Origin of the sequence: Pseudomonas sp. NPDC089996 (genome assembly GCF_044748405.1) — a bacterium.
Classification (GTDB): Bacteria; Pseudomonadota; Gammaproteobacteria; order Pseudomonadales; family Pseudomonadaceae; genus Aquipseudomonas.
The window spans coordinates 26,074-52,420 of record NZ_JBIVGA010000008.1 but is presented as its reverse complement, the minus strand read 5'-3'; the positions used below and the strand labels follow the sequence as shown (position 1 = coordinate 52,420).

The window sequence follows — 26,347 nt, the reverse complement described above, 5'->3', positions numbered from 1 at the left end:
CCGGCAATGGCGCAGCACCGAAGCGCAGTACCTAACGAAGACGGTAAAAAGCATGAATCTTCACGAGTATCAGGGTAAGCAGCTGTTCGCTGAATACGGCCTGCCAGTTTCCAAGGGTTTCGCAGTCGACACCCCTGAAGCTGCAGCAGAAGCCTGCGACAAGATCGGCGGGAACGAGTGGGTTGTAAAGGCCCAGGTTCACGCCGGTGGTCGCGGTAAAGCGGGCGGCGTCAAGCTGGTTCGCAGCAAGGAAGACGCCAAGGCGTTCGCTGCACAGTGGTTGGGCAAGAATCTGGTTACCTACCAGACCGACGCCAACGGTCAACCCGTCTCCAAGATTCTGGTCGAATCCTGCACTGACATCGCCAAAGAGCTGTACCTGGGCGCTGTAGTGGATCGTTCGAGCCGCCGTATCGTGTTCATGGCTTCCACCGAAGGTGGCGTGGACATCGAGAAAGTCGCTCACGACACGCCTGAGAAGATCCTCAAGGCTACCATCGACCCACTGGTTGGCGCTCAGCCATTCCAGGGTCGTGAACTGGCGTTCCAGCTGGGTCTGGAAGGCAAGCAGGTTCAACAGTTCGCCAAGATCTTCGTTGGCCTGGCCAAGCTGTTCAAGGATCACGATCTGGCCCTGCTGGAAGTGAACCCGCTGGTGATCAAGGCCGACGGCGACCTGCACTGCCTCGATGCCAAGATCAACATCGACGCCAACGCCATGTACCGTCAGCCGAAGCTGAAGACCTTCCACGACCCGTCGCAGGACGACGCCCGTGAAGCCCACGCTGCCAAGTTCGAACTGAACTACGTTGCCCTCGAAGGCAACATCGGCTGCATGGTCAACGGTGCCGGTCTGGCCATGGGTACCATGGACATCGTCAACCTGCACGGCGGCAAGCCAGCCAACTTCCTCGACGTGGGCGGCGGCGCTACCAAGGAGCGCGTTACCGAAGCGTTCAAGATCATTCTGTCCGACAGCAATGTCGCGGCCGTTCTGGTCAACATCTTCGGCGGCATCGTTCGCTGCGACATGATTGCCGAAGGCATCATCGGTGCAGTGAAAGAAGTCGGCGTTAAAGTTCCGGTTGTCGTTCGCCTTGAAGGCAACAACGCCGAACTGGGCGCTAAAGTACTGGCAGAAAGCGGTTTGAATATCATTGCGGCCACCAGCCTGACCGACGCTGCTCAACAAGTTGTCAAAGCTGCGGAGGGCAAGTAATGAGCGTCCTGATCAATAAAGATACCAAAGTCATCTGCCAGGGCTTCACCGGCTCGCAGGGTACTTTCCACTCCGAACAAGCCATCGCCTACGGCACCAAGATGGTCGGCGGCGTGACCCCAGGCAAGGGTGGCACCACTCACCTGGGCCTGCCAGTGTTCAACACTGTGAAAGAAGCCGTAGAAGCTACCGGCGCTGACGCTTCGGTCATCTACGTACCGGCTCCTTTCTGCAAGGACTCGATCCTGGAAGCAGCCTTCGGCGGCATCAAGCTGATCGTCTGCATCACCGAAGGCATTCCTACCCTGGACATGCTGGATGCCAAGGTCAAGTGTGACGAACTGGGTGTGACCCTGATCGGCCCTAACTGCCCTGGTGTCATCACTCCGGGCGAGTGCAAGATCGGCATCATGCCAGGCCACATCCACCTGCCAGGCAAGGTCGGTATCGTTTCGCGTTCCGGCACCCTGACCTACGAAGCGGTCAAGCAGACCACCGACGCCGGCTTTGGTCAGTCGACCTGCGTGGGTATCGGCGGCGACCCGATCCCAGGCTCCAACTTCATCGACATCCTGAAGCTGTTCCAGGAAGATCCGAAGACCGAAGCGATCGTCATGATCGGTGAGATCGGCGGTTCGGCTGAAGAAGAAGCGGCGGCCTACATCAAGGCCAACGTCACCAAGCCAGTCGTTTCCTACATCGCCGGTGTTACCGCACCTGCGGGCAAGCGCATGGGCCACGCTGGCGCCATCATCTCCGGCGGCAAGGGCACTGCGGACGAGAAATTCGCCGCGCTGCAGGACGCTGGTGTGAAGACCGTGCGTTCCCTGGCTGACATCGGCAAGGCCCTGGCCGAGCTGACTGGCTGGGAAGCCAAGAAGTAATTTAGCGACACCCCCCCACGCGCACAGAGGCCACCTTCGGGTGGCCTTTGTCGTTTCTGGGGACTGCCTGCCCTGGCCTCTTCGCGGATAACCCGCTCCCACAGGGAACACCACCTTCAGGTCCTGTGGTGGTTCTCTGTGGGAGCGGGTTTACCCGCGAAGAGGCCGGTGCAGGCTATAAAGATATTTCGATAGCTTTGATAGGAATTTTCGTACGGACGAAAGTTTCAATTTGGAGATAATTCCTACTGTTTCCGGTCATGCAGACGACAAACATGTACGCACATCGGACAACCAGCACCATTGCAGTGCGTTTAGCGGGTAAAACGGTTAATCTACGCGCTCACTCTGTGCCCGTACCCCAAAAGGGAACGACACGCTAAACGGGTCTGGCCTATCAAGCCGGGCAGCATTTCCCCTCATCCAAAGGGAAATCCCCTCTCGAATCCCGATTTCAGCAGTGTGGTACTACCTTAAATGAAAGTTCTCAAAGGCCAGGATATCCTGGCGCTTGGCTTTATGACGTTTGCGCTTTTCGTGGGCGCCGGCAACATCATCTTCCCGCCTATCGTCGGTCTGCAGTCTGGCCCGCACGTGTGGATGGCGGCCCTGGGCTTCCTGGTTACTGCCGTGGGCCTACCGGTCATCACCGTGGTCGCGCTGGCCAAGGTCGGCGGCGGCATGGATGCCCTGAGCAGCCCGATCGGCAAGTTCTTCGGTGGCCTGCTGGCGGCCGTGTGCTACTTGTCGGTTGGTCCGCTGTTTGCGACCCCGCGGACCGCTACCGTGTCGTTCGAAGTCGGCGTGGCGCCGCTGACCGGTGAAAGCCCGACGGCGCTGTTCATCTACAGCCTGGTGTACTTCGCCGTGGTACTGGCGGTGTCCATGTACCCGGGCAAGTTGCTCGATACCGTAGGCCGCTTCCTCGCACCCTTGAAGATCATCGCCCTGGCGGTGCTGGGCATCGCTGCCTTCGCCCTGCCGGCCGGGACCATTGGTGAAGCGCAGCCGGCCTATGCTGCCGCCGCGTTCTCCAAAGGCTTCTCCGATGGTTATCTGACCATGGATACCCTGGGTGCACTGGTGTTCGGTATCGTGATCGTCAACGCCATCCGCTCGCGCGGTGTCGAGTCGCCGAAGCTGATCACCCGCTATGCCATCATCGCCGGTCTGATTGCCGGTGTCGGTTTGGCCCTGGTGTACATCAGCCTGTTCCGCCTGGGTGCCAGCAGTCACGATATCGCCGCCGACGCCACCAATGGCGCCGCAGTTCTGCACGCTTATGTACAGCATACCTTCGGTTCGCTGGGCAGCGGCTTCCTTGCCGTGCTGATCGCCCTGGCGTGCCTGGTGACTGCGGTGGGCCTGACCTGCGCCTGCGCCGAGTACTTCAGCCAGATGTTGCCGCTGTCGTACCGTGCACTGGTGATTATCCTGGCGGGCTTCTCGCTGCTGATCTCCAACCTGGGCCTGACCAAGTTGATCATGTTCTCGATCCCGGTGCTGACTGCCATCTATCCGCCATGCATCGTGGTGGTGGGCTTGAGTTTCGTGAAAGATCTGTGGAACTCGCCGACCCGCATCCTGGCTCCGGTGATGCTGGTGTCGCTGGTGTTCGGTATCGTCGACGCAATCAAGGGCAGTGAAATTGCCCACGTGCTGCCGGATTTCATGGCACACCTGCCGCTGAGCGACCAAGGCTTGGCGTGGCTGGTGCCGTCGGTGGTGACGCTGATTGGCGCCGTGGCCTGCGACCGCATGCTTGGCAAGCCGCGCGAAGCGTTGGCCTGATGCGTTGAAGCCTGAGGGCGGCACCGGCCACAAGCCGTAGGGTGCTCGCCAAGGGTGTACGCGCGAAAGCCCCGTATCCGAAAGGATGCGGGGCTTTTTCGTTTGCAGGGTGTGCCTTTCGCGGCTTGTGGACGTCGAAACCCGGTCACTATGCTTTGTGCATCTGTCACTCGGGAATCCTGCATGAATTTCTTCCAAAGCAACCTTCACAACATCCTGGCCGTCTGCTGGTTCGCCCTGTGTTGGGGCGGCTACACCCGCTACGCCATCTGGAAAGGCCGCGATACTGCGTGCCTGGCCAGCGTGCTGCACCTGTACCGGGAAGACTGGATGCGCCGTATGTTACTGCGCGACAACCGCATTGCCGATGCCAGTGTGATCGGCAACCTGGAGCGCAATGCGTCATTCTTTGCTTCCAGTACCCTGATTATCCTTGCCGGTATTCTCACCGTGCTGGGGGCTTCCGATCGTGCGCTTTCGTTGTTGGCAGATCTGCCACTGGTGCAGCAGAGTTCTCAGGGCATGTCGGAAATCAAGCTGTTGTGCCTGGCGGCTGTATTTGTCTACGCCTTCTTTACCTTCAGCTGGTGCATGCGCCAATACAACTTTGCTGCAGTACTAGTAGGGTCTGCGCCGATGATCGGTGAGCGCCTGGTCAGTGAGCTGGAGCGCAAGGCTTTTGCATCGCGTGCCGCGCGGGTGCTGTCGCTCGCGGCCAACCAGTTCAACTTCGGCCTGCGTTCATATTACTTCGGCATGGCGATGCTGACGTGGTTTATCAGCCCGTGGTTGTTCATGGTGGTGAGTGTGGGGGTGGTGCTGATCCTTTATCGTCGCGAGTTTCATTCCGATGTGTTGGACGTGATGGTATTCACTCCGACCGAAAGTGCACCGACAGAAGTGGCCAAGGAAATTTCCGCTGTCGGCAACTGAAACGTTTAACCCGAAGGCTGCAGGCACAAAAAAACCCGACAATTGTCGGGTTTCTTTGTATTGGCTTATTACTGCTTGGCAGGTTCTGCCGGCGTAGCAGGTGCAGTTGGCGCCGGAGTAGCCGGAGCGGCCTCTTCGGCAGCCTTTTGCTCGGCTTCAGCCTGATCTTTGGCAGCTTCGGCGTTTTCCTCGGCGGCGTCGTTCATTTTATCCTGAGCATCACCCATCTTTTCCTGGGCTTGTTCACGGTGTTCTTGTGCGTCCTGGGCTTTGTCTTCACTCGCTTTATCGCAAGCAGCCAGGCCCATGGCAGCAGCCAGCATCAGAGCAAAAGCAAAAGGTTTACGCATGGGGGTGTTTCTCCTTGGTGGAATAATTGACTTGTTTCTTCGAGTTCAGCCACCCGAAAGAAGTTCCGCAGAGATTGTAGATATATAACATCCCGTACTATATAGACTTTTTACGGAATTCATGCCGTCGTGGCATTGCTTACGGAACTCGCCTATGAATGATCAGAGCTTGTTGGCCATGGCCGAGCGTTTTCTATCGGCACTGAAACATTGCAAAGTGTTACAGATGCGCGTCGCACAGGCCGACAGCGACGGCATGACCCTGATCCTGCCCTGGTCCCCGGCGATTGTCGGCAACCCACAGACCGGCGCGGTGCACGGCGGCGCCTTGACCACGCTGATGGATACCACGTGCGGCATGGCGACGTTGTGCGTGCTGCCGCGCTTCGAGGTGTGCCCGACGCTGGACCTGCGCATCGACTACATGCACCCGGCTGCGCCCGGTAGGCCGATCTACGGCCACGCCCAATGCTACCGGGTCACCCGCGACGTGATCTTCACCCGTGGCTGCGCCTACCAGGACGACCCTGAGCAGCCGATCTGCCAGGTGGTCGGCACCTTCATGCGCCTGGGTCAGGAGATCAAGGGTGGCATCCGTTTCGGCAATAGCCTGAAGGAGGGCGGGGCATGATCCCTGAAGATGTTCGCCAGCAGTTGAACGCGGCTCACGCGGTCGGCGATTACCGGCCCTTGCTGGCCTTGATCCCCTACGCCGGCCTGATCGGTATCGAGTGCGAGCGTGAGGGCAACGACCTGCTGTTCCGCCTGCCGGCCAGCCAGGACAACATCGGCAACCCGCTGCTGCCGGCCATCCATGGCGGTGTCATTGCCGGTTTCATGGAGCTTTCCGCCGCCCTGTATCTGTTGATCTACAGTGAGAGCGCGAGCATTCCGAAGATCATCGATTTCTCCATCGACTACCTGCGCGCCGGGCATTATCGAGATACCTACGCGCAGTGCCAGTTGTGGCGCCAGGGCCGGCGAGTGACCAACGTGGCGATCACCGCCTGGCAGGCCGACCGGGAGTCACCCATCGCCACCGCCCGGGCGCATTTCAAGATCGAACCGGAAAAGCCCTTGAAATCGTCCGGGCAGCCCCCATCTGCATGACATCCGCCTTAAAGCAGGCCATACCGGCCGCCAGGCGCCACTGCCATCAGATCGGAGTTTTGAAGACCATGAGTGTGGAAACACAAAAGGAAACCCTGGGCTTCCAGACCGAGGTAAAGCAGCTGCTGCACCTCATGATTCATTCCTTGTATTCGAACAAGGAAATTTTCCTGCGTGAGCTGATCTCCAACGCCTCCGACGCTGCCGACAAGCTGCGTTTCGAGGCGCTGGCCAAACCAGAGCTGCTCGAGAACGACGCCGACCTGAAGATCCGCCTGAGCTTCGACAAGGACGCCGGTACCGTGACCCTCGAGGACAACGGCATCGGCATGAGCCGCGAAGATGTCATCGCCCACCTGGGCACCATCGCCAAGTCCGGCACCGCCGACTTCATGAAGAACCTCACCGGTGACCAGAAAAAGGACTCGCACCTGATCGGTCAGTTCGGTGTGGGCTTCTACTCGGCCTTCATCGTTGCCGACAAGGTCGACGTCTTCAGTCGCCGCGCCGGCCAGCCGGCCGCTGAAGGCGTGCACTGGTCGTCGAAGGGCGAGGGCGAGTTCGAAGTCGCTACTGTCGACAAGCCGCAGCGTGGTACCCGCATCGTCCTGCATCTGAAGAAGGACGAGCAGGAGTTCGCCGATGGCTGGCGCCTGCGCAATGTGGTCAAGAAGTACTCCGACCATATCGCACTGCCGATCGAACTGCCCAAGGAGCAGGTCGAAGCTGCCGAGGGTGAGGAAAAGCCTGCGCAGGAATGGGAAACCGTCAACCGCGCCAGCGCCCTGTGGACCCGTTCGCGCTCCGAGGTGAAGGACGAGGAATACCAGGAGTTCTACAAGCACATCGGCCATGACTTCGAGAACCCGCTGGCCTGGAGCCACAACAAGGTCGAAGGCAAGCTCGAGTACAACTCGCTGCTGTACGTACCGGCCCGCGCACCGTTCGACCTGTACCAGCGTGAAGCGCCGCGTGGCCTGAAACTGTATGTGCAGCGCGTGTTCATCATGGACCAGGCAGAGTCGTTCCTGCCGCTGTACCTGCGCTTCATCAAGGGTGTGGTCGACTCCAACGACCTGTCGCTGAACGTGTCCCGCGAGATCCTGCAGAAAGACCCGATCATCGACTCCATGAAGACCGCGCTGACCAAGCGCGTGCTGGACATGCTGGAGAAGCTGGCGAAGAACGAGCCCGAGCAGTACAAGGGCTTCTGGAAGAACTTTGGCCAGGTGCTGAAGGAAGGCCCGGCTGAAGACTTCGCCAACAAGGAAAAGATCGCCGGCCTGCTGCGCTTCGCCTCCACCCAGGACGATAGCGGCGAGCAGAGTGTTTCCCTGGCCGACTACCTGGCGCGTGCCAAAGAAGGCCAGGACAAGATCTACTACCTCACCGGCGAGTCCTACGCGCAGGTCAAGAACAGCCCGCACCTGGAAGTCTTCCGCAAGAAAGGTATCGAGGTGCTGCTGCTGACCGATCGCATCGACGAGTGGCTGATGAGCTACCTCAACGAGTTCGACGGCAAGGCATTCGTCGATGTCGCCCGTGGCGACCTGGACCTGGGCAAGCTGGACTCGGAGGAGGACAAGAAAGCCCAGGAAGAAGTGGCCAAGGACAAAGAGGGCCTGGTCGAGCGCCTGAAAGGTGCGCTGGGTGAAAGCGTCGCCGAAGTGCGCGTCTCGCACCGCCTGACCGACTCGCCGGCGATCCTCGCGATCGGTGAGCAGGACCTCGGCCTGCAGATGCGCCAGATCCTCGAAGCCAGTGGCCAGAAGGTACCGGATTCGAAGCCGATCTTCGAGTTCAACCCGACTCACCCGCTAATCGAGAAGCTCGACAACGAGCAGAGCGAGGACCGCTTCGCCGAGCTGTCGCACATCCTCTTCGATCAGGCAGCCTTGGCGGCCGGTGACAGCCTGAAGGACCCGGCGGCTTACGTTCGTCGCCTGAACAAGCTCCTGGTCGAGCTGTCTGCTTGAGTTGATGAATAGCAAAGCCCGCTTCGGCGGGCTTTTTTCATGGCGTGCTGTTTCAAGAACAAAGTGCCTAAGGAGTGCTTGATGAGCAAGGTAATCGTCGAATCGCTGGTCTATCACCTGTCCGGCAAGACGTATGAGAGCCGCCTGGTCTACGAGCCAGGTGCGCTGGGCCGTCCGGGCCTGGTGATGGCGCCGAACTGGATGGGTATCGGTGAAGGCGCCGAGCGCATCGCCAAGGAAGTGGCCGAGAAAGGTTATGTGGTACTGATTGCCGACCTGTATGGGCAGTCGGTGCGCCCGTCCAATGCCGATGAGGCCGGGACGGCGATGATGCCGCTGAAAAACGACCGCGGCGAGCTGCGCAAGCGCATGAAGGAGGCCCTGGATCAGTTGCTGGGGCAGTCCAGGGCGCTGCTGGAGCCGGGCAAGGTGGCAACGTTCGGCTTCTGCTTTGGTGGTTGCTGCGCGCTGGAGCTGGCCCGTACCGGTGCCGATCTGAAGGCGGCGGTGTCGTTCCATGGCACGCTGGATACCCCGAACCCTGAAGATGCCAAGCGTATCAAGGGCTCGGTACTGGTGTTGCACGGTGCTGCCGACCCACTGGTGCCGAAGGAGCAGTTGCCGGCGTTCGAAGACGAAATGAACGCGGCCAAGGTGGACTGGCAGCTGCTGAGCTACGGTGGCGCGGTGCATTCGTTCACCGACCCGAATGCCAACGTACCCGGCAAGATGCAGTATGACCGTCGCACCTCGGAGCGGGCGTTCCGCGCGATGCACAACCTGCTCAGCGAAGTGTTCCAGCGCTGATATCGCTGGGGCCGCTTCGCGGCCCTTTCGCGACACAAGGCCGCTCCTACAGGATTGCGCAGTTCCCTGTAGGAGCGGCCTTGTGTCGCGAAAGGGCTGCAGAGCAGCCCCCAGATCAGCGAGGCAGCTCGATTCTAGAGGTTTCCCCAGGCACCACCGGCCAATCCCCCGCAGCCCACTTGGCCCGGGCCTGCTCGATCAGCTCCCCATCACTGGCCACAAAATTCCAGTTCATCCTCCGTGGCCCATCCAGCGGCTCGCCACCAATTAGCACCAACTGGCATTCCTCCTCGGCATACAGCGTCACCTCTTCGCCCTCCGGCAGCACCACCAGGCTGCAGGCCTCGACCTGTTCGCCGTCCATGGTCAGCTCACCCTCGAGCAGATACAGCGCCCGCTGCGCATGCTCATCAGGCACCGCCAGCGTGGTAGCCAACTTCATCAGCACATGCGCATAAAGGGTAGGGGAGAGCACCGGCACCGGGGATTCCAGGCAGAACCCGCTGCCGGCAATCATGCAGATACGCACGCCCAGATTGTCACTGACCGGCAGGCTCGCTGCCGGATGGTGACTGTAGCTCGGCTCGCCCTGTTCGAGGGCTTGTGGCGAGGCCAGCCACACCTGCAGCCCATGCAAACGTGAGCCATGGGTCAAGGCGTCCGCAGGCGTACGCTCGACATGCGCCACACCTTTGCCGGCGGTCATCCAGCTCACATCGCCCGGCAGTACGCGTTGCTCCGAGCCCAGGCTGTCCTTGTGCAGGATCGCGCCTTCGAACAGGTACGTCAGCGTGGACAGGCCGATGTGCGGGTGCTGGCGGATATCCATGCCATGGCCTGGCGCGTAGTCGGTCTCGAGCATATGGTCGAAGAACACGAACGGGCCGACGCTGCGGCACTGGGCCGAAGGCAGCGGGCGCAGGATCGGTTGGCCCTCGACCGACTCGGCGCGTGGGCGGATGATCAGAGGGCTGCTCATGACGGGCTCCAGGCGAGGATGAAATGCCTCAAGCATAGCGGTTTGCCGGGCAATGCTGAACCGTTGCGCTGGCGGGTCGGTCTACCCTGTTCAAGCCCGCAGAAGGAAGTAGCCCATGATTGCCAGAGCGCTGGCCTGCATGCTGTTGTCTGGCTGGTTATGCCAGGCGGCCCAAGCCCGTGACTATCGCTTCAGTGACGCTCATCTGCACTACCTGGACTTCTTCCAGGAGACCGAGGGCATGCCGGCGCTGATCAAGGCCATGGATGATGCAGGCGTCGAGCATTCGATGATTTCCGGCATCCCGGTGGCCAAAAAGTGGCATGAAGACGAGCCCAAGCGCCCACGTTATTACGCCGGTGACGACGCCGATGCCTATTGGTACAGCGCCACGGATACCTACGTTGCTGCTGCGCTGGAAAAGCTGCCGGCCGAGCAGCGAAAGCGCTTTCATCCGTTTCTGACGGGTTTCAACCCGGTGGACAAGAATGCCGTCAGCCATATCGAGCGCATGCTCGAACTCAACCCGGGACTATGGCAGGGGATTGGCGAAGTGTTCACCCGGCATGACGACCTCACCGCACTCACCAGTGGCGATACGCCGCGGGCCAACAACGAGGCGATGACCCGTATCTATCACCTGGCGGCGGAGCGCGACATGCCAGTGTTGCTCCACTCGAACATCACCTCCAAGCGTGAGCGTAATCCGCTGTACCTGGCCGAGATCGAAGAGCCGCTGCGCAATCACCCACATACCCGGTTCATCTGGGCGCATGCGGGGAGCAGCATGGAAATTCACAGGCACCAGACGCAGATGGACTTCCTTCTGCCAGTACTGACGCGATTACTGGCGGACTATCCGAATTTGTATGTGGATTTGTCGTGGAGCGTGCTGAGGCCGTATCTGCTGGACGAGCAGGGTGTGCCGCGCAAGGAGTGGGTGGCATTGGTCGAGCGATACCCGGAGCGGTTCATGCTGGGGTCGGATGTAGTGGGGCGGTTTGGCAGCGTGGGGGAGCAGATGCACGGGTTCGTGCCGTTTCTGGATGCCTTGCCGGAAGATGTGGCCAGTAAAGTGGCCAAAGAGAATTTCCTGGCGGTGTTGCCCAAAAGTCGGTAGTCGCCTTCACTGGCCCCGCGAAGAGGTCGGTACAGGCAACACGAATGAAAACGCCCCGAACCAGTCGGGGCGTTTCTGTTTGCCGCAGCAGCGTCTTACTTACCAGTCCAGCGCTTGAGCACCAGGGTGGCATTGGTACCGCCGAAGCCGAAGCTGTTGCTCATGACCGTGTCGATCTTGGCGTTCTCTTCGGTTTTCTTCAGTACCGGCAGGTCGGCGACTTCCGGGTCCAGCTCGTCGATGTTGGCGGAGCCGGCGATGAAGTTGTTCTCCATCATCAGCAGGCAGTAGATCGCCTCGTGTACGCCAGCGGCGCCCAGCGAGTGGCCCGACAGGCTCTTGGTCGAGCTGATCTTCGGTGCCTTGTCGCCGAACACTTCGCGTACGCCCTTCATCTCGGCCACGTCGCCCACTGGGGTCGAGGTGCCGTGGGTGTTCAGGTAGTCGATCGGGGTGTCGACGGTGGACAGCGCCTGCTGCATGCAGCGGATGGCGCCTTCGCCGCTCGGCGCGACCATGTCGTAGCCGTCGGAAGTTGCACCGTAGCCGACGATTTCGGCGTAGATCTTGGCGCCGCGGGCGAGGGCGTGTTCCAGTTCCTCGACCACGACCATGCCGCCGCCGCCAGCGATGACGAAGCCGTCACGGTCGGCGTCATAGGCGCGCGAAGCCAGTTCCGGGGTTTCGTTGCGCTTGGTCGACAGGGCGCCCATGGCATCGAACAGGAACGACTGGCTCCAGTGCTCTTCTTCACCGCCACCAGCGAAGACGATGTCCTGCTTGCCCCACTGGATCTGCTCCAGGGCGGTGCCGATGCAGTGTGCGGACGTGGCACAGGCCGACGAGATCGAGTAGTTGATGCCCTTGATCTTGAACGGGGTGGCCAGGCACGCCGATACGGTGCTGCCCATGGTGCGGGTGACGCGGTATGGGCCGACGCGCTTGACGCCTTTTTCGCGCAGGGTATCCAGCGCTTCCATCTGGTTCAGGGTCGAGGCGCCGCCGGAGCCGGCAACCAGGCCGGTACGCGGGTTGGACACCTGCTCTTCGGTCAGGCCGGAATCCTTGATCGCGTCCTGCATCGCCAGGTAGGCGTAGGCAGCAGCGTGGCCGACGAAGCGGTAGACCTTGCGGTCGATAAGTTCTTCGAGGTTGAGGTCGATGGAGCCGGAAACCTGGCTACGCAGCCCCTGTTCCTTGTATTCCGGGTTGTAACGGATACCCGGACGGCTGTTGCGCAGGTTTTCGGTGACGGTAGCTTTGTCATTGCCCAGGCACGATACGATGCCCAGACCAGTGATAACGACGCGGCGCATGCGAATAACCCTTAGAAATTGTCAGTGGAGGTGAACACGCCGACCCGCAGGGCTTCGGCAGTGTAGATCTCGCGGCCATCAACGCTGACCGAGCCATCGGCGATGGCCATGTTCAGCTTGCCCTTCAGGACGCGCTTGATGTGGATGTTGTAGGTGACTTTCTTGGCGGTAGGCAGTACCTGGCCGAAGAATTTCACTTCGCCCGAACCCAGCGCACGGCCACGGCCCGGCAGGCCTTGCCAGCCGAGGAAGAAGCCGACCAGCTGCCACATGGCGTCGAGGCCCAGGCAGCCCGGCATCACCGGGTCGCCTTCGAAGTGGCAGGCGAAGAACCACAGGTCCGGGGTGATATCCAGCTCGGCGACCAATTCACCTTTGCCGTACTTGCCGCCTTCTTCGCTGATATGGGTGATGCGATCGACCATCAGCATGTTCGGCGCGGGCAGTTGCGCATTACCTGGGCCGAACAGCTCACCGCGACTGCAGCGCAGCAGGTCTTCCCGAGTAAAGGCGTGTTGTTTGGTCATGCGAGCTCCTCAATAACCCCCTGTGGCAGGGGATGAATCTTCCCGGCCGACCCTTCTTGCTTCTGGATCGGCAGCCTACAGGTAGACTATTGCGTTGTGGTGAAAGTCACAGTGCACCTGGTGAAAGAAGTACAGGTGTGCACTGAAACGTCTATTTTCAGGTCCGAACAAGGTCCTGTCCAGTACTTAAGACTGCCGCACTTTAGCATTTATCGCCAGTCGCCGCTGTCCGTCCGGGTAACCAGCGCTGCAATATCCGCTGCAATTCGGTGCGACGGAAGGGTTTGCTCAGGTAATCATTCATGCCGGCAGCCATGCAACGCTCGCGGTCACCCTGCAAGGCGTTGGCGGTCAGGGCGATGATCGGCAACTGGTCGCATGCCGGCAACAGGCGGATGCGCCGGGTGGCTTCGTAGCCATCCACCTGGGGCAGGCGGCAATCCATCAGTACAGCTGCGAATTGCTGCTGGCTGACCTGTTCCACTGCCTGCAGGCCGTCGTGGGCGACACTGACCTCCATCCCCAGACTCCTTAACATGGCTTCGATCACGCTTTGATTGACCGGATTGTCCTCCACCAGCAGGATGCGTTTGCCCACCTCAAGCGGCGCGCTACCCTGCGAGGCGCCGGGCAACACGGTGGGTAGGGTGCTGGCCAGGGGTAGCGGCATTTCCAGGGTGAATGTCGAGCCCAGCCCTTCGCGACTTTCGCCGCGCAGCTTGCCACCCATGCGTTCGGCCAGGGTGCGGGCGATCGACAGGCCCAGTCCGGTGCCGCCATAGCGCCGCGAAATCGAACTGTCGGCCTGCTGGAACGCGACGAACATCATTTCCAGGCGTTCGCTGTCGATACCGATGCCGGTGTCACGCACGCTGCAGGTGAACCACAGCAATTGCCGGTCGAGCAGCTGCCAGCGCGCCTCGACCTGAACCTGGCCGCGCTCGGTGAACTTCAGGGCGTTGCCAATCAGGTTGAGCAGAATTTGACGGATGCGCGTCGGGTCGCCGACCACCTGTGGATGTGCATCTTCCGCCGGTAGCTGCAAGTGCAAGTCCAGACCGCGCTGCTGGGCACTGTGCTGGAACGACTGCACGCTGCTGGTGATCAGGTCGACCAGATTGAAGTCGATGTGTTCGAGTTGCAACGTTGTGCGTTCGATGCGCGAGAAGTCGAGGATGTCATTGATGACCTTCAGCAGGTGCCCGGTCGATTCGCTGGCCACCGCCGTGTATTCGGCCTGTTCACTGGTCAGCTGGGTGGTTTCCAGCAGTTGCAGCATGCCGAGCACGCCGTTCATCGGGGTTCGCAGCTCGTGGCTCATCATTGCCAGGAACTCGGACTTGGCGCCGTTGGCCTGTTCGGCTTCCTCGCGTGCCTGGATCAACTGGGCGATGGCTTGCTTCTGTTCGGCGCTGGCCTGGTCCAGGGCGTTGGCCAGGTTGTTGATATGGCGCGCAAGGTGGCCGAGTTCGCTGTCGTCGACCACCGGCAGCGGTGCGTCGTATTCACCCTGCTGGATGGCCTTGACCGCATGGCCCATGTCGCTGATCGGCTTGGCCAGGCTCATGGCCAGGCGGCGGGCGAGGAGAAACGTGAACAGCAGGGCGAACAGTGCCAGGATGCCGGCCTTGATCACGATTTCCTGCTGGCGCTGGCTGAAGGCATCGTCCGACATGCCGACGATCACTCGGCCCAGGTAGTCATCGCCGATGGCCGGCGTCGGTGCCTTGCCCTGCTGCAGGAAGTCGTTGTCCAGGCGGATCTGCTGCAGGCGGATCGGCGCCTGGAACACTTCCACCTGTTGCGCCCGGTTGCTGCTCTCGTCCTGTTGCTCCACGTAAACCAGGATGTGATTGCGGCTGTCCTGCACCTCGAGGAAGCGCACGTGCGGGATGCTCAGGGTGGCGCGCATCAGGCCTTCGAGAACTTCATTGTTACCGGAGATGACGCCGTACTCGGAGGCGGGCGCCAGCTGGTTGGCGATCAGCTGCCCGGTGTGGTTCAGCTCCTGGCGCAGATCCTGGATGCGCACGAAGGTGAAGAAGCTGATCAACAGCAGCGTCAGCAAAAGTGCCGGTCCCAGGCTGATGATCTGGGTGCGGGTGTGGATGTCCCAGCTCAGGCGTTTGCTCATGGGGTGGGTTCTCCTTCGGCCAGGGCCTTGGCAGTGGCGTTCGGATCAATCGGTTCAAGGCCCAGGGCGCGCGCCACCTGCTGGTTGCCGCTGACGCCGTAGCGTGCCGGGTACAGGCTCCGCGGCCAGCGCGCCGGGGGCTGATCGAGCAACTGGTCGAGCACTGCCAGCCAGTCGTCCTGGTCGCTGTAGGTACTGGCCAGGGCGCCAGCGCGGACGAAGCCGGCGTTCGGGCCGATCAGCGCCATTTGCCGGCCATAGCTGCTGAGCAGCAGGTTTTTCGCCGTCTTCGAGTTGTACAACTCGGGGTCGTCGAGGCCGAGCAGCACGTCGCTGTTGGCCAGCAGGTGCTGCAAGGGGCGGCTGTCGCGCGGGTCCGGCCAGTCCTGGGCGACGATTTCCAGGCCCAGCGGGCGTGCCGCCTGGCGCAGTTCATCGAGCAGGAAGTGGCTGTGCTCACCGTACAGCACGCCGATGCGCTGGGCTTGCGGCAACAGGTAGCGGGCCAGGCGCAGTTGCCGGGCCATGGGCGGGTCGCTCCACAGCAGGGTCAGGTACGCAGGGCGCGACTTTCCCAGGCGTTGTTCAGCCTGTACCCGGCTGATACGCATGGCCAGGGCAGGTGGGCCGCTGCTTTCAGCCAGGCGCCAGTCCAGCGCGGCGCTATCGAGCAGCACTAGGCGCACGTCAGCTTTGAGCTGGCCGGGGCGGCTCAGCTGAGTGACGCTCTGGAAGCGGACCTGGTCATGGCTGCGGCGGCTTTGCAGGGCTTCGACGAAGCTGCGCACGCCAAGCTGGTCTTCGCCGCCAACCAGCAGGATTTCGCTGGCGGACAGCGTTCCCAGTGGCCACAGGCAGAACAGCAGCAGGCGCAGCAGCCGGGCCATCAGAACTCCAGCTCCGCGCTCACGCTCAAGCGATGGCGGCTGTCATAACGGTTCTGCTCCACGGTAGTGGGCTGGTCGTCCAGGCGTTGCTGCCAGAGCGCGGCCAGCTCCAGGGTACTGCCCTGGATGCGGAAACGCCTGGCCACGCGCAGGTCAATGCGCTCGTATCGGTACGTGTTGAGGGCGTCGTCACCGTAATAGAACAGCGCGCTGGACCAGCCTTCGCCCCAGTCGCGCATCCACCCTGCCGAACCACTGTTGCGCGCGCTTAGGCGGCGGTCGGCGGGGTTGCTGGCCCAGGCATCGACGTAGGCATAGGTCAGGCGCAAGCGATCGCGTGGCGCCAGGCGCCAGTCGAACTGCGCCTCGCTGCCGGTGAAGCGGGCCTTGTTGGCGTTGCTGGCAACGTACTGATTGTTCTTCAGGGGCTCGCTGATCATTCCGGTGATCTCGTCGTAGAACAGCTTCACATCCATGTTCAGGTCGATGTCGCTGAAGTAGCCGTTGTAACCCAGCTCGCGCGAGCGCATGCGTTCCTGGTCGAGGTCGCCCGGGCCGCGTGTCTTGACGAAGTATTCGGCATTACGCTGGCCGAACGCGGCGGGGGTCAGGTTCTTGACCGTGTAGCTCCAGTTGACGTTGTTCTCGAACATGTCGGGCGAGCGCACCGCCTCTGAGTAAACCGCACGCAGGCCGTGGCGCGGGGTGATCAGGTAGTTGACCGCCATGCGTGGGGTGAGGGAGCTGCCGGACAGGCGCGAATCCTCGAGCATCGCCCCGCCCTGGATGATCCAGTGCTCGTCGGCGCGCCATTCCAGCTGGCCGAACAGGCGCCAGGTCTGATCGTCGATGCTGCCATTGAAGTACGTCTGCGAATCGGCGCGATCATAGCGGTAGTTCATGCCGCTGAGCAGGCGCAGGCTGTCGGTCAGGCTGAGCGTGTCCTGCACTTCCAGGTCGTAGCGGGTTTCCCGGGTGCTCTGGTCGACATCGCCGCAGACCACATTCTTGCCGCCCTGATTGTTCCACTGGTCCTTGATCGCATCGACCAGGGCCTGTTCTTCGGGGTTGCTGCTGCTCGGCGGGTTGTTCGCGCCGCGGGCGACCTTTTCGGCGAAGTCGGGATTCATCTGCCACAAGCGGGTCAGCTCAGGGCTGAACGACAGCGCCGCATCGCAGGCACGCCAGACTTGCTGGCGGTCGAAATGCTGGGCCGATCCCTGTACATACAGGCTGTGCTCGGGGTTGAAATCGATGTTCCAGCGTACCGAACCGGCGTAGTCCTTGGCGTTCACGTCGGCGTTGTCGCCGGCCTGGGTGACATAGGGGAACACTGGCTGGTAGGTATATGGCCGCTGGTTGCTGCCTTCCTTGGCCGCCAGTTGCCATTCCAGAGTCTGGTCCGGCGCCAGCACGTGGCTGACACTGAGGTTGAAGCGGTTCAGGCGGCGGCTGTCGCGGTAGTCCAGGCCGAACTGGTTCTCGTCGAAGCCATCGTCCTGCTGGCCAGACACCGACAAGCGCAGGTCGCCCCCGTCCCAACCAAAGCCGTGGCTGAGGTAATAGTCGTTGATGCCATCCTGGCCGCGGGTCAGTTTCATCCGTGTGCCGTGGCTGTCGGCCGGGTTGCGGGTGAGGATGTTGACCACCGCCATCAGTGCGTTGGCACCGTAACTGACCGTATTGGGGCCGCGGAACACCTCGATTCGCTCGATGTCCTCGATGGCCACCGGAATGTCGCTCCAGTCCACGGTGGCCAGGCCTGCGCGGTAGACCGAGCGGCCGTCGATCAGCACCTGCATGCGTCGTGCATCGCTGACGTTGCTGCCGTGGTAGTTGACGGTGGGCTGGTTGCCGGCGCCATAGCCGATCATCATTCCGGGTACCAGTCGCAACAGTTCGGGGATGTCGCGGGCGCCGCTGGCGCGGATCAGCTCGTTGTCGAGCACGGTCATGCTGCCTGGCACCGCTGCCGGGGATTGCTTCAGGCGAGTGGCGGTCAGAACCTGCGGCAGGTCGGTGTTGTCGATGAACAAGTCATCGGCCATGGCCGAACCGCCGATCAGGGCAGTCAGCAACAGCAGGCGAGGGTAGGGGGGCGGGCCGGGCAACACAGGACAGCCTTGTCTCAGGATTGAAACAGGCATGTTAACTGACCGAGGCGGTTTTGCCAGTGTGCAGTGGTGTGCTCGCTTTCAAATGTGCAGCGTGGCGTAAATCGAGCGCCGCCCGCGCGGCGCATCGCGGCTAAAGCCGCTCCACATGTGTTGCAACGTGGCCATGATAGTGTCATCGGTGTTGCCAGCCTTGGCGCTTGGCAGGGGAATCGTATAATGAGCGGGTCGCCACTTAACTTAATGGCTTTAACGGATTGAATATGACTGAACAGCAACCTGTTGCAGTTCTGGGAGGCGGCAGCTTCGGCACCGCCGTGGCGAACCTGCTGGCCGAGAATGGTGTGCCGGTGCGTCAATGGATGCGTGACCCCGCGCAAGCCGAGGCGATGCGGGTCAACCGCGAGAACCCGCGCTACCTCAAGGGCATCCGCCTGCAGGACGGTGTCGAGCCGGTCAACGACCTGCTGGCCACCCTGCAAGCCAGCGACCTGATCTTCGTCGCGCTGCCTTCGAGCGCCTTGCGCAGCGTGCTGGCACCCCATGCCGAACTGCTGCGCGGCAAATGCCTGGTCAGCCTGACCAAGGGCATCGAGGCGCAGAGCTTCAAGCTGATGAGCCAGATCCTCGAGGAAATCGCGCCCCAGTCCCGCATCGGCGTGCTGTCTGGCCCCAACCTGGCCCGCGAGATTGCCGAGCACGCCCTGACCGCCACCGTGGTCGCCAGTGAGGACGAAGACCTGTGCCAGCGCGTGCAGGCCGTGCTGCACGGGCGCACGTTCCGGGTCTATGCCAGCAGCGACCGCTTCGGCGTCGAACTGGGCGGCGCGCTGAAGAACGTCTACGCCATCATCGCCGGCATGGCTGTGGCCCTGGGCATGGGCGAGAACACCAAGAGCATGCTGATAACCCGTGCGCTGGCCGAAATGACCCGCTTTGCCGTCAGCCAGGGTGCCAACCCCATGACCTTCCTCGGCCTGGCCGGTGTTGGTGACCTGATCGTCACCTGCTCGTCGCCCAAGAGCCGCAACTACCAGGTCGGCCATGCGCTGGGCCAGGGCCTGAGCCTGGAGCAGGCAGTCAGCCGCCTGGGTGAAGTGGCCGAAGGGGTCAATACCCTCAAGGTGCTCAAGGCCAAGGCCCAGGAAGTGCAGGTGTACATGCCGCTGGTGGCCGGCCTGCATGCGATCCTGTTCGAAGGCCGTACGCTGAACCAGGTGATCGAGCACCTGATGCGCGCCGAGCCCAAGACCGACGTCGATTTCATTTCCATCAGCGGTTTCAATTGAATGAAGGAGCAGCACATGAACGATACCCCCGAGCGCGCCCAGCGCGAGTCGATCATCCTGCGGGTGCTGTGGATGCTGGTGTTCCTGGTTATCTGGCAACTGGCCGAGCTGCTGCTTGGTGGCCTGGTGCTGGTGCAACTGATCTATCGACTGGTCTATGGCGCACCGAGCGCCAGCCTGATGAATTTCGGCGACAGCCTCAGCCAGTACCTGGCGCAGATCGGCCGTTTCGGTAGCTTCCATACGGACCAGAAGCCGTGGCCGTTCGCCGACTGGCCGGCAGCACGTGCCCCTGAGGGCGAGGCGCCCCACACCGTGGCGCCGGCAGCGCACCCGGTACGCGACGAGGAGCCCAAACTGTGAAGCTGTGGGTGCTGCGCCACGGCGAAGCGGAGCCACGCGCCAATACCGACGCCGAGCGACGCCTGACCGGCCATGGCCGTGAACAGGTGCTGCACAGTGCTGCCCGGCTGCTTGGCCAGCAATTGCAGGCGATCATTGCCAGCCCGTACGTACGTGCGCAACAGACTGCCGCCCTGGTGCATGACACCCTGGGTTTTGCCGAGCCGGTGCGTACCGTGCCGTGGCTGACACCCGACAGCGATGTGCGCCAGGTGATCGACGAAATCGAGCGGCTGGGCCTGGAGCACGTATTGCTGGTCAGCCACCAGCCACTGGTGGGTGCGCTGGTCGGGATGCTCGAGCACGGCCATGTGCAGCAGCCGGCGCCGATGAGCACGGCCAGCCTGGCGGAGCTTGAAGGCGATTGGCCGCTGGCCGGGCTTATGGCATTGCGCGCACTTACTTCGCCTGACTGAGCTGGAGCAACTGGCATTTTTGCCAGTTGCCTGGTACTTGGATCCAATGCATGCTCGGCGCCAGGATGACCAGCAGATGACAGGGTAGGAGTGTTGGATGAGCGCGTTGATGCATGAGCTTTTACGCTCTCTGAATCTGCAGCCCACGATTGCCAGCGTGCAGCGCGATACACCGCTCGATTTCGCTCAATACGCGCTGTTGCGCGAGGCTGCCGACGCCAAGCTCTATCACCTGTTGGGCCGAGTTCGCAGCAAAGTCGACCAGCACGCCATGAACGCCCTGCCGATCGAACAGGACCTGCAAGAGCTGCAACAGTCCTGCATGCGCATGTCTCATTTGCTGCAGACCAGTTGCCTGGCCTTGCGCCGCCTGCAGCTCGACCTTCAGGATCAGGGCCTGGCCCGTGAGGCGCTGGAGAGCCAGATTGCCTACATGCAAGCCTGCCTGCGACGCTCCTTGGCCAGTTTCGACGAGTCGGCATGACCTGATCGCCCTTGGCGATGACATTTACAGACGTTGCCGAGTGCCGGCGCGATGCCGACAATGGGCCATCATTCTCCGTCCGGACCAGGCGCCATGTCGCAGCAGATCTTCTTCGCCCATGCCAACGGTTTCCCCTCGGCCACCTACGGCAAGCTGTTCGCCGCCCTGGCGCCGGATTATCAGGTCAGTCACCTTGCCCAGCATGCCCATGATCCGCGCTTTCCGGTGGACGACAACTGGCAGAACCTGGTCGACGAGCTGCTGCACCACCTGGCGCAGCAAGATGCACCGGTCTGGGGTGTTGGCCATTCGCTGGGCGGCGTGCTGCACCTGCACGCCGCCCTGCGCCGGCCCGAGCTGTACCGCGGTGTGGTGATGCTCGACTCACCGGTATTGACCCGTGCAGACCAATGGCTGCTGCGCACCGCCAAGCGCTTTGGCTTCATTGACCGCATCACCCCTGCTGGGCGTACCCTCGGCCGGCGCGAAGCCTTCGTTGACCGCGACAGCGCGCGTGACTACTTTGCCAGCAAGTCGCTGTTCCGCCATTTCGACCCGGATTGCCTGGAGGCCTACCTCGAGCATGGTCTGCAGGCGGCCGAGCAAGGGTTGCGCCTGCGCTTCGACCCGGCCACCGAGATCAGCATCTACCGCAATATCCCGCATGCCAGCCCGGCGCCCGCACGCCAGTTGCAGGTGCCTCTGGCGATGGTGCGAGGCGAGCGCAGCACGGTCATCCGCCGCCACCATGCGCTGGCGGTACGCGGCATGCCTCGAGGCGAGTACCACAGTGTGCCGGGCGGGCACATGTTCCCGCTGGAGCGGCCGACCGACACCGCCAGCCTGATCAAGGGCCTGTTCGACCGCTGGAACCAGGCATGAGCGCCCAGGTCGAGGAGGTCCGCCTGAGTCTGGGCCATATCGAGCTGGCTGCGCATCTGTTCGGCCCCGCCGATGGCCTGCCGGTGATCGCCCTGCACGGCTGGCTGGACAACGCCAACAGCTTCGCTCGCCTGGCACCCCGGTTGAAGGGGCTGCGCATCGTCGCCCTCGACCTGGCCGGGCACGGTTATTCCGAGCACCGCCCATTGGGCGCCGGCTATTCCTTGGCCGATTACGCCCACGATGTGCTGCGGGTTGCCGAACAGCTCGGCTGGCAGCGTTTTGCCCTGCTCGGGCATTCGCTGGGTGCGATCATCTCGGTGCAACTGGCCGGAGCCCTGCCGGACCGGGTCAGCCATCTGGCCTTGATCGACGGCGTCATTCCCCCGACCGGTGCCGAGCAGGACGCTGGTGAGCGCCTGGGCTTGGCCCTGCAGGCCCAGTTGCGCCTGGACGGCAAGCGCAAGTCCGTTTACGCGAGCCTGGAGGAGGGCGTGCAGGCGCGCATGAAAGGCATGGTCGCCGTCAGCCAGGAAGCCGCCGAGCTGTTGGCCCAGCGCGGCCTGATGCCGGTGCCCGGGGGTTACAGCTGGCGCAGCGACAGCCGCCTGACCCTGCCATCCCCGGTGCGCCTGAGCCAGGCCCAGGCGATGGCCTACGTGCGGCGGGTGAGCTGCCCGGCCAGCCTGGTGGTGGCCGCCGACGGCATGCTGGCGCGCCACACCGGGCTGCTGGAGCAGCTACCCTTTGAGCAGACGCAGTTGCCCGGCGGGCATCACCTGCACCTGAACTCCGAAGAAGGTGCGGCCCTTGTCGCAGACTGTTTCAATCGCTTCTTTGGCTTTGCTTGACTTGCACCGGACAAGTGTCGAGGCTTGGCGGGTTGAACAGGGAGACAACCATGCAACTGCCAGACATCCTGGAGCTTCAACCCGGCGCGCCGCGCCGCATGGGTCGCCGATGAGCGCGCCCGTTTCCATCCGCACTGCCTTCGCCGCCTGCCTTGTGCTGGCCAGCCCCTTGCTGTGGGCCGGCAACCTGCCTGTGCCGGTGGACGCCAAGGTGGTCGACCAGCGCCCGGCTGTGGAGCAGGAACGCGTCTACCCCATGGGCCCGCTGCGCAAGATCAGCGGCCGCCTGCGCGTCGAAGACAAGATCGAAAGCCGTGGCCAGGTCAGCTCGGTTACCTATGAGCTGCCGGTCGAACGCAGCGCCCGCGAAGCCTTCACCAGCGCCCGCGAAGCGCTGCAGCAGGATGGCGGCTACCCGCTGTTCTGGTGCCAGGGCCGCGATTGCGGCGAAGGCAGCCTGTGGGCCAACGATGTGTTCGCCAATGCCCGTTTGAACGGCGGCGACGAACAGCAGGCATTCATCCTCTTGCGCCGCTCGGCAGAGGAGGCCGACACCCTGGTTGCGCTATACAGCGTCACCCGTGGCAACCGCCGCGCCTATCTGCATGTGGAGGAATTTGTGGCCGGCAGCCCGTTGGGCGAGATACTGCCCACCGCCGCCACGGTGCTGCGCGAAATGCGCGACACCGGCAAGCTCGACTACCCTGACCTGGGCGAGCCACAAGCTACCTGGGTGACGCTGTTGTCGCGCAGCCTGAACCTCGACAGCACCCTGCGCGCCAGCCTCAGCGGCGCCGAGGCCGAAGCCTGGCGTGAACAACTGGTGAAGGCCGGGGTGCGCGCCAGCCGCCTCGAGGTGGGCACGGCACCTACCGAGGGCCTGCATCTGGAGCTGATCCGTTGAATGAGCGTCACCATGGCCAACAATGACCGCCTGCTGATCCAGATTCTGCTGCTGGCGCTGCTGGGTGCCGCCCTGTGGGTCATGGCGCCGTTCATTTCCGCGTTGCTGTGGGGAGCCATCCTGGCCTTTGCCAGCTGGCCTCTGATGCGCCTGCTGACGCGTGCGCTGGGTGGGCGCGAAACCCTGGCCGCCAGCCTGCTGACCACGGCCTGGATCCTGATCGTCGCCTTGCCGCTGGTGTGGTTGGGCTTCAACCTGGCCGATCACATCCGCGACGCCACCGCCTTCGTGCGTGACGTGCAGGTCGATGGCCTGCCTGATGCGCCGGACTGGCTGGGCGGTATTCCCTTTGTCGGCGAGCGCCTGGTCAGTGGCTGGCAATCCCTCGATCAGCAAGGCGCGGCGCTGCTGGCGTCGGTCAAGCCTTATCTGGGACAAGTCGGCAACTGGCTGCTGGCGCGCAGTGCGCAGATCGGCAGTGGGGTGCTGGAGCTGACCCTGAGCCTGGTGTTCGTGTTCTTCTTCTACCGTGACGGGCCGCGCCTATCGGCATTCGTGTTGCGGTTGCTGAACCGGCTGGTGGGCGAGCGGGCCGAGTACTACCTCGAGCTGGTGGCCGGGACCGTGCAGCGAGTGGTCAACGGTGTGATCGGCACGGCGGCGGCCCAGGCGCTGCTTGCATTGATCGGCTTCTTGATCGCCGGAATGCCTGGGGCGGTCGTGCTGGGCCTGGTGACCTTCATGCTCAGCCTGATTCCGATGGGCCCACCGCTGGCCTGGATTCCGGCGACCGGCTGGCTGGTGTGGAAGGGGGAATATGGCATGGCGGTGTTCCTCGGTATCTGGGGCACTTTCGTCATCAGTGGTGTGGACAACGTGCTCAAGCCTTACCTGATCAGCCGCGGCGGCAACCTGCCGCTGGTGATCGTCTTGCTCGGCGTGTTCGGCGGCTTGCTTGCCTTTGGATTCATTGGCCTGTTCATCGGGCCGACCTTGCTGGCGGTCGGTTACAGCCTGCTGCTGGACTGGAGCCGGAACTCGGCGCAAGCCCCTCGATAAGGCTGTTTTTACGCATTCTTTATAGCCAGTCCCAGCTTCCGGTCTCGTCCCTTTACACCCTTCCTTCAGACAATTCCCCCAAGCGGTCAACGCCGCACCACGGGGGAGTTGCACTCATGTACATGCTCGACGGGTTGTCACTGCTGTTGGCAGTGGCATTGGCGGTTTACTTGCTGGTAGCGCTGCTGCGCGCCGATCGCAGCTAGGGAGCGGCCATGCACAGTTACGATTACCTTTTGCTGTTGGCCTTCTTTGCCATGGTGCTGCTGCCGGCACCTTGGCTTGGGCGTTTCTACTACAAGGTCATGGAAGGGCAGCGCACCTGGCTGACGCCCGTGCTGGGCCCGGTGGAGCAGAGCTGCTATCGCCTGGCAGGCGTGCGCGCCGACCAGGAGCAGAACTGGAAGCAGTACACCATGGCCCTGCTGGCGTTCAACCTGGCCGGCTTCCTGCTGCTGTTCAGCGTGCTCCTGTTGCAAGGCTACCTGCCACTCAACCCGCAGCACCTGCCCGGCCAGGAGTGGTCGCTGGCGTTCAACACGGCGGTGAGCTTCGTCACCAACACGAATTGGCAGGCCTACAGCGGCGAAGCGTCGGTCAGCTACCTCAGCCAGATGCTCGGCCTGACCGTGCAGAACTTCGTCAGCGCCGCCACCGGCCTGGCCGTTCTGGTTGCGCTGTGCCGCGGCATCGCTCGCCGTTCCACCACCAGCCTGGGCAACTTCTGGGTCGACATGACCCGCGCCACCCTCTATGGCCTGCTGCCGCTGTGCCTGCTGCTGGCGCTGCTGCTGGTCTGGCAGGGCGTACCGCAGACTTTCGCCGACTACGCCCACGCCGTGACTCTGCAAGGCACCGATCAGACCATTCCGCTGGGCCCGGCCGCCAGCCAGATCGCCATCAAGCAGCTGGGCACCAACGGGGGCGGTTTCTTCGGCGTCAACTCGGCGCACCCGTTAGAGAACCCCACGGCCTGGAGCAACCTGTTCGAGGTGGCCTCGATCATCCTGATCCCGGTGGCGCTGGTGTTCACCTTTGGTCACTACGTCAAGGACCTGCGCCAGAGCCGCGCAATCATTGCCTGCATGCTCGGCCTGTTCCTCCTTGGCGGCGCCACGGCGCTGTGGTCGGAATCCCGGCCCAACCCGGCACTGGAAAGCGCCCAGGTGCAGCAGAGTGCACCGATGGAAGGCAAGGAGAGCCGCTTCGGCACAACCGGCTCGGTGCTGTGGACCGTGACCACCACGGCCGCCTCCAACGGCTCGGTCAACGCCATGCACGACAGCCTCAACCCGCTGACCAGCATGGTCGCGATGGTCAACATGATGGTTGGCGAAGTGATTTTCGGCGGCGTCGGTGCCGGGCTCTACGGCATGTTGCTGTTCGTGCTGATCGCCGTGTTCCTGGCCGGTTTGATGATCGGACGCACGCCGGAATACCTCGGCAAGAAACTTCAAGCGGGTGAAGTCCAGCTGCTGGTGGCCACCCTGCTGGTGATGCCGGTCGGCGTGCTGGTCTTCGCGGCCATCGCTTCCAGCCTGCCTGGTCCTGCCGGCGCGGTGAGCAACCCGGGTGCCCATGGCTTCAGTCAGCTGCTGTACGCCTATACCTCGGGCACCGCCAACAACGGCTCGGCGTTCGCCGGGTTCGGCGCCAACACGGTGTTCCACAACGTGATGATCGGGCTGGCCATGCTGATCGGCCGCTTCGGCTACATCCTGCCGATCCTGGCCCTGGCCGGCAGCCTGGCGGCGAAGAAGAGCGCGCCCCAGGGCAGCAACAGTTTCCCCACCCACGGCCCGCTGTTCGTCAGCCTGCTGCTGGTGACCATCCTGCTGGTCGGTGGCCTGACCTTCCTGCCGGCCTTGGCCCTGGGGCCGATCGCCGAACAACTGAGCCTGGGTTTCTGAGGA

General features: G+C 62.6%; 26 protein-coding genes. 19 read left to right on the top strand and 7 right to left on the bottom strand.

The window, feature by feature from the left end; translation table 11 throughout:
* The first annotated feature begins 52 nt into the window (after positions 1-52).
* The 4 genes from sucC (at position 53) to ACIPW4_RS15645 (ending at position 4,827) form a co-directional block, all read left to right on the top strand.
* Positions 53-1,219: an ADP-forming succinate--CoA ligase subunit beta gene (gene sucC / locus ACIPW4_RS15660; protein ID WP_028632226.1), complete on the top strand. Its 1,167-nt coding sequence runs from the start codon at positions 53-55 to the stop codon at positions 1,217-1,219.
* Complete coding sequence (gene sucD, locus ACIPW4_RS15655; protein WP_016393102.1) at positions 1,219-2,103, top strand: succinate--CoA ligase subunit alpha; 885 nt, start codon at positions 1,219-1,221, stop codon at positions 2,101-2,103. Before sucC ends, sucD begins: the two co-directional genes overlap by 1 nt.
* A 477-nt stretch (positions 2,104-2,580) precedes the next feature.
* Positions 2,581-3,894 (top strand): branched-chain amino acid transport system II carrier protein, encoded by a 1,314-nt coding sequence (brnQ, locus tag ACIPW4_RS15650; protein ID WP_400659229.1) that lies wholly within the window; start codon positions 2,581-2,583, stop codon positions 3,892-3,894.
* A 183-nt stretch (positions 3,895-4,077) separates the two neighbouring features.
* Positions 4,078-4,827 (top strand): DUF599 domain-containing protein, encoded by a 750-nt coding sequence (locus ACIPW4_RS15645; RefSeq protein ID WP_400659227.1) that lies wholly within the window; start codon positions 4,078-4,080, stop codon positions 4,825-4,827.
* Positions 4,828-4,895: 68 nt separating this feature from the next.
* Here the strand turns inward: ACIPW4_RS15645 and ACIPW4_RS15640 are convergent, their stop codons facing one another.
* Positions 4,896-5,177, bottom strand: coding sequence for a hypothetical protein (locus tag ACIPW4_RS15640; RefSeq protein WP_400659226.1), 282 nt, complete (start codon positions 5,175-5,177; stop codon positions 4,896-4,898).
* Positions 5,178-5,331: 154 nt separating this feature from the next.
* Between ACIPW4_RS15640 and ACIPW4_RS15635 the strand changes: the two genes are divergently transcribed.
* From ACIPW4_RS15635 to ACIPW4_RS15620, 4 genes are all read left to right on the top strand, one after another.
* Positions 5,332-5,808: a PaaI family thioesterase gene (locus ACIPW4_RS15635; protein ID WP_400659224.1), complete on the top strand. Its 477-nt coding sequence runs from the start codon at positions 5,332-5,334 to the stop codon at positions 5,806-5,808.
* Complete coding sequence (locus tag ACIPW4_RS15630; RefSeq protein ID WP_400659222.1) at positions 5,805-6,287, top strand: PaaI family thioesterase; 483 nt, start codon at positions 5,805-5,807, stop codon at positions 6,285-6,287. Before ACIPW4_RS15635 ends, ACIPW4_RS15630 begins: the two co-directional genes overlap by 4 nt.
* Before the next feature lie 68 nt (positions 6,288-6,355).
* Positions 6,356-8,263, top strand: a complete 1,908-nt coding sequence (htpG, locus tag ACIPW4_RS15625) for a molecular chaperone HtpG (RefSeq protein ID WP_400659220.1) — start codon at positions 6,356-6,358, stop codon at positions 8,261-8,263.
* A gap of 81 nt (positions 8,264-8,344) precedes the next feature.
* Positions 8,345-9,070: a dienelactone hydrolase family protein gene (locus tag ACIPW4_RS15620; protein WP_400659218.1), complete on the top strand. Its 726-nt coding sequence runs from the start codon at positions 8,345-8,347 to the stop codon at positions 9,068-9,070.
* A gap of 115 nt (positions 9,071-9,185) precedes the next feature.
* Here the strand turns inward: ACIPW4_RS15620 and ACIPW4_RS15615 are convergent, their stop codons facing one another.
* On the bottom strand, positions 9,186-10,049 hold the full coding sequence (locus ACIPW4_RS15615; RefSeq protein WP_400659216.1) for a pirin family protein: 864 nt from the start codon (positions 10,047-10,049) through the stop codon (positions 9,186-9,188).
* A 115-nt stretch (positions 10,050-10,164) separates the two neighbouring features.
* Between ACIPW4_RS15615 and ACIPW4_RS15610 the strand changes: the two genes are divergently transcribed.
* Complete coding sequence (locus ACIPW4_RS15610) at positions 10,165-11,169, top strand: amidohydrolase family protein (protein WP_400659214.1); 1,005 nt, start codon at positions 10,165-10,167, stop codon at positions 11,167-11,169.
* Between the two features lie 95 nt (positions 11,170-11,264).
* Here the strand turns inward: ACIPW4_RS15610 and fabB are convergent, their stop codons facing one another.
* The 5 genes from fabB to ACIPW4_RS15585 all read right to left on the bottom strand — a co-directional run bounded on the left by fabB (position 11,265) and on the right by ACIPW4_RS15585 (position 18,180).
* Complete coding sequence (gene fabB / locus ACIPW4_RS15605) at positions 11,265-12,485, bottom strand: beta-ketoacyl-ACP synthase I (RefSeq protein ID WP_400659212.1); 1,221 nt, start codon at positions 12,483-12,485, stop codon at positions 11,265-11,267.
* Between the two features lie 11 nt (positions 12,486-12,496).
* Entirely contained in the window at positions 12,497-13,012 is a 516-nt protein-coding gene (fabA, locus tag ACIPW4_RS15600; RefSeq protein ID WP_012315334.1) for a 3-hydroxyacyl-[acyl-carrier-protein] dehydratase FabA, read from the bottom strand.
* Positions 13,013-13,214: 202 nt separating this feature from the next.
* A complete protein-coding gene (locus ACIPW4_RS15595) occupies positions 13,215-15,146 on the bottom strand; it encodes a response regulator (RefSeq protein WP_400659210.1) in 1,932 nt (643 codons plus the stop codon).
* The gene (locus tag ACIPW4_RS15590) at positions 15,143-16,033 is read right to left on the bottom strand and encodes an ABC transporter substrate-binding protein (RefSeq protein WP_400659209.1); all 891 of its coding nucleotides are present in this window, start codon (positions 16,031-16,033) and stop codon (positions 15,143-15,145) included. Before ACIPW4_RS15590 ends, ACIPW4_RS15595 begins: the two co-directional genes overlap by 4 nt.
* The gene (locus ACIPW4_RS15585; protein ID WP_400659207.1) at positions 16,033-18,180 is read right to left on the bottom strand and encodes a TonB-dependent receptor plug domain-containing protein; all 2,148 of its coding nucleotides are present in this window, start codon (positions 18,178-18,180) and stop codon (positions 16,033-16,035) included. The genes ACIPW4_RS15590 and ACIPW4_RS15585 overlap by 1 nt, the downstream gene beginning before the upstream one ends.
* A 230-nt stretch (positions 18,181-18,410) precedes the next feature.
* Between ACIPW4_RS15585 and ACIPW4_RS15580 the strand changes: the two genes are divergently transcribed.
* From ACIPW4_RS15580 to kdpA, 10 genes are all read left to right on the top strand, one after another.
* Positions 18,411-19,436: an NAD(P)H-dependent glycerol-3-phosphate dehydrogenase gene (locus tag ACIPW4_RS15580; RefSeq protein ID WP_400659206.1), complete on the top strand. Its 1,026-nt coding sequence runs from the start codon at positions 18,411-18,413 to the stop codon at positions 19,434-19,436.
* Positions 19,437-19,451: 15 nt separating this feature from the next.
* On the top strand, positions 19,452-19,799 hold the full coding sequence (locus ACIPW4_RS15575; RefSeq protein ID WP_400659204.1) for a DUF4389 domain-containing protein: 348 nt from the start codon (positions 19,452-19,454) through the stop codon (positions 19,797-19,799).
* Complete coding sequence (sixA, locus tag ACIPW4_RS15570; RefSeq protein WP_400659202.1) at positions 19,796-20,254, top strand: phosphohistidine phosphatase SixA; 459 nt, start codon at positions 19,796-19,798, stop codon at positions 20,252-20,254. Before ACIPW4_RS15575 ends, sixA begins: the two co-directional genes overlap by 4 nt.
* 109 nt (positions 20,255-20,363) lie before the next feature.
* Positions 20,364-20,738: a hypothetical protein gene (locus ACIPW4_RS15565; protein ID WP_400659670.1), complete on the top strand. Its 375-nt coding sequence runs from the start codon at positions 20,364-20,366 to the stop codon at positions 20,736-20,738.
* A gap of 93 nt (positions 20,739-20,831) precedes the next feature.
* Entirely contained in the window at positions 20,832-21,620 is a 789-nt protein-coding gene (locus tag ACIPW4_RS15560) for an alpha/beta fold hydrolase (protein WP_400659200.1), read from the top strand.
* The gene (locus ACIPW4_RS15555; protein ID WP_400659198.1) at positions 21,617-22,471 is read left to right on the top strand and encodes an alpha/beta fold hydrolase; all 855 of its coding nucleotides are present in this window, start codon (positions 21,617-21,619) and stop codon (positions 22,469-22,471) included. The genes ACIPW4_RS15560 and ACIPW4_RS15555 overlap by 4 nt, the downstream gene beginning before the upstream one ends.
* A 109-nt stretch (positions 22,472-22,580) precedes the next feature.
* A complete protein-coding gene (locus ACIPW4_RS15550) occupies positions 22,581-23,375 on the top strand; it encodes a DUF4892 domain-containing protein (protein WP_400659196.1) in 795 nt (264 codons plus the stop codon).
* Between the two features lie 12 nt (positions 23,376-23,387).
* Positions 23,388-24,434 (top strand): AI-2E family transporter, encoded by a 1,047-nt coding sequence (locus tag ACIPW4_RS15545; RefSeq protein WP_400659194.1) that lies wholly within the window; start codon positions 23,388-23,390, stop codon positions 24,432-24,434.
* A gap of 116 nt (positions 24,435-24,550) precedes the next feature.
* Positions 24,551-24,640, top strand: coding sequence for a K(+)-transporting ATPase subunit F (gene kdpF, locus ACIPW4_RS15540; RefSeq protein WP_033696222.1), 90 nt, complete (start codon positions 24,551-24,553; stop codon positions 24,638-24,640).
* A gap of 9 nt (positions 24,641-24,649) precedes the next feature.
* The gene (gene kdpA / locus ACIPW4_RS15535; protein ID WP_400659192.1) at positions 24,650-26,344 is read left to right on the top strand and encodes a potassium-transporting ATPase subunit KdpA; all 1,695 of its coding nucleotides are present in this window, start codon (positions 24,650-24,652) and stop codon (positions 26,342-26,344) included.
* The last annotated feature ends 3 nt before the right edge of the window (positions 26,345-26,347 follow it).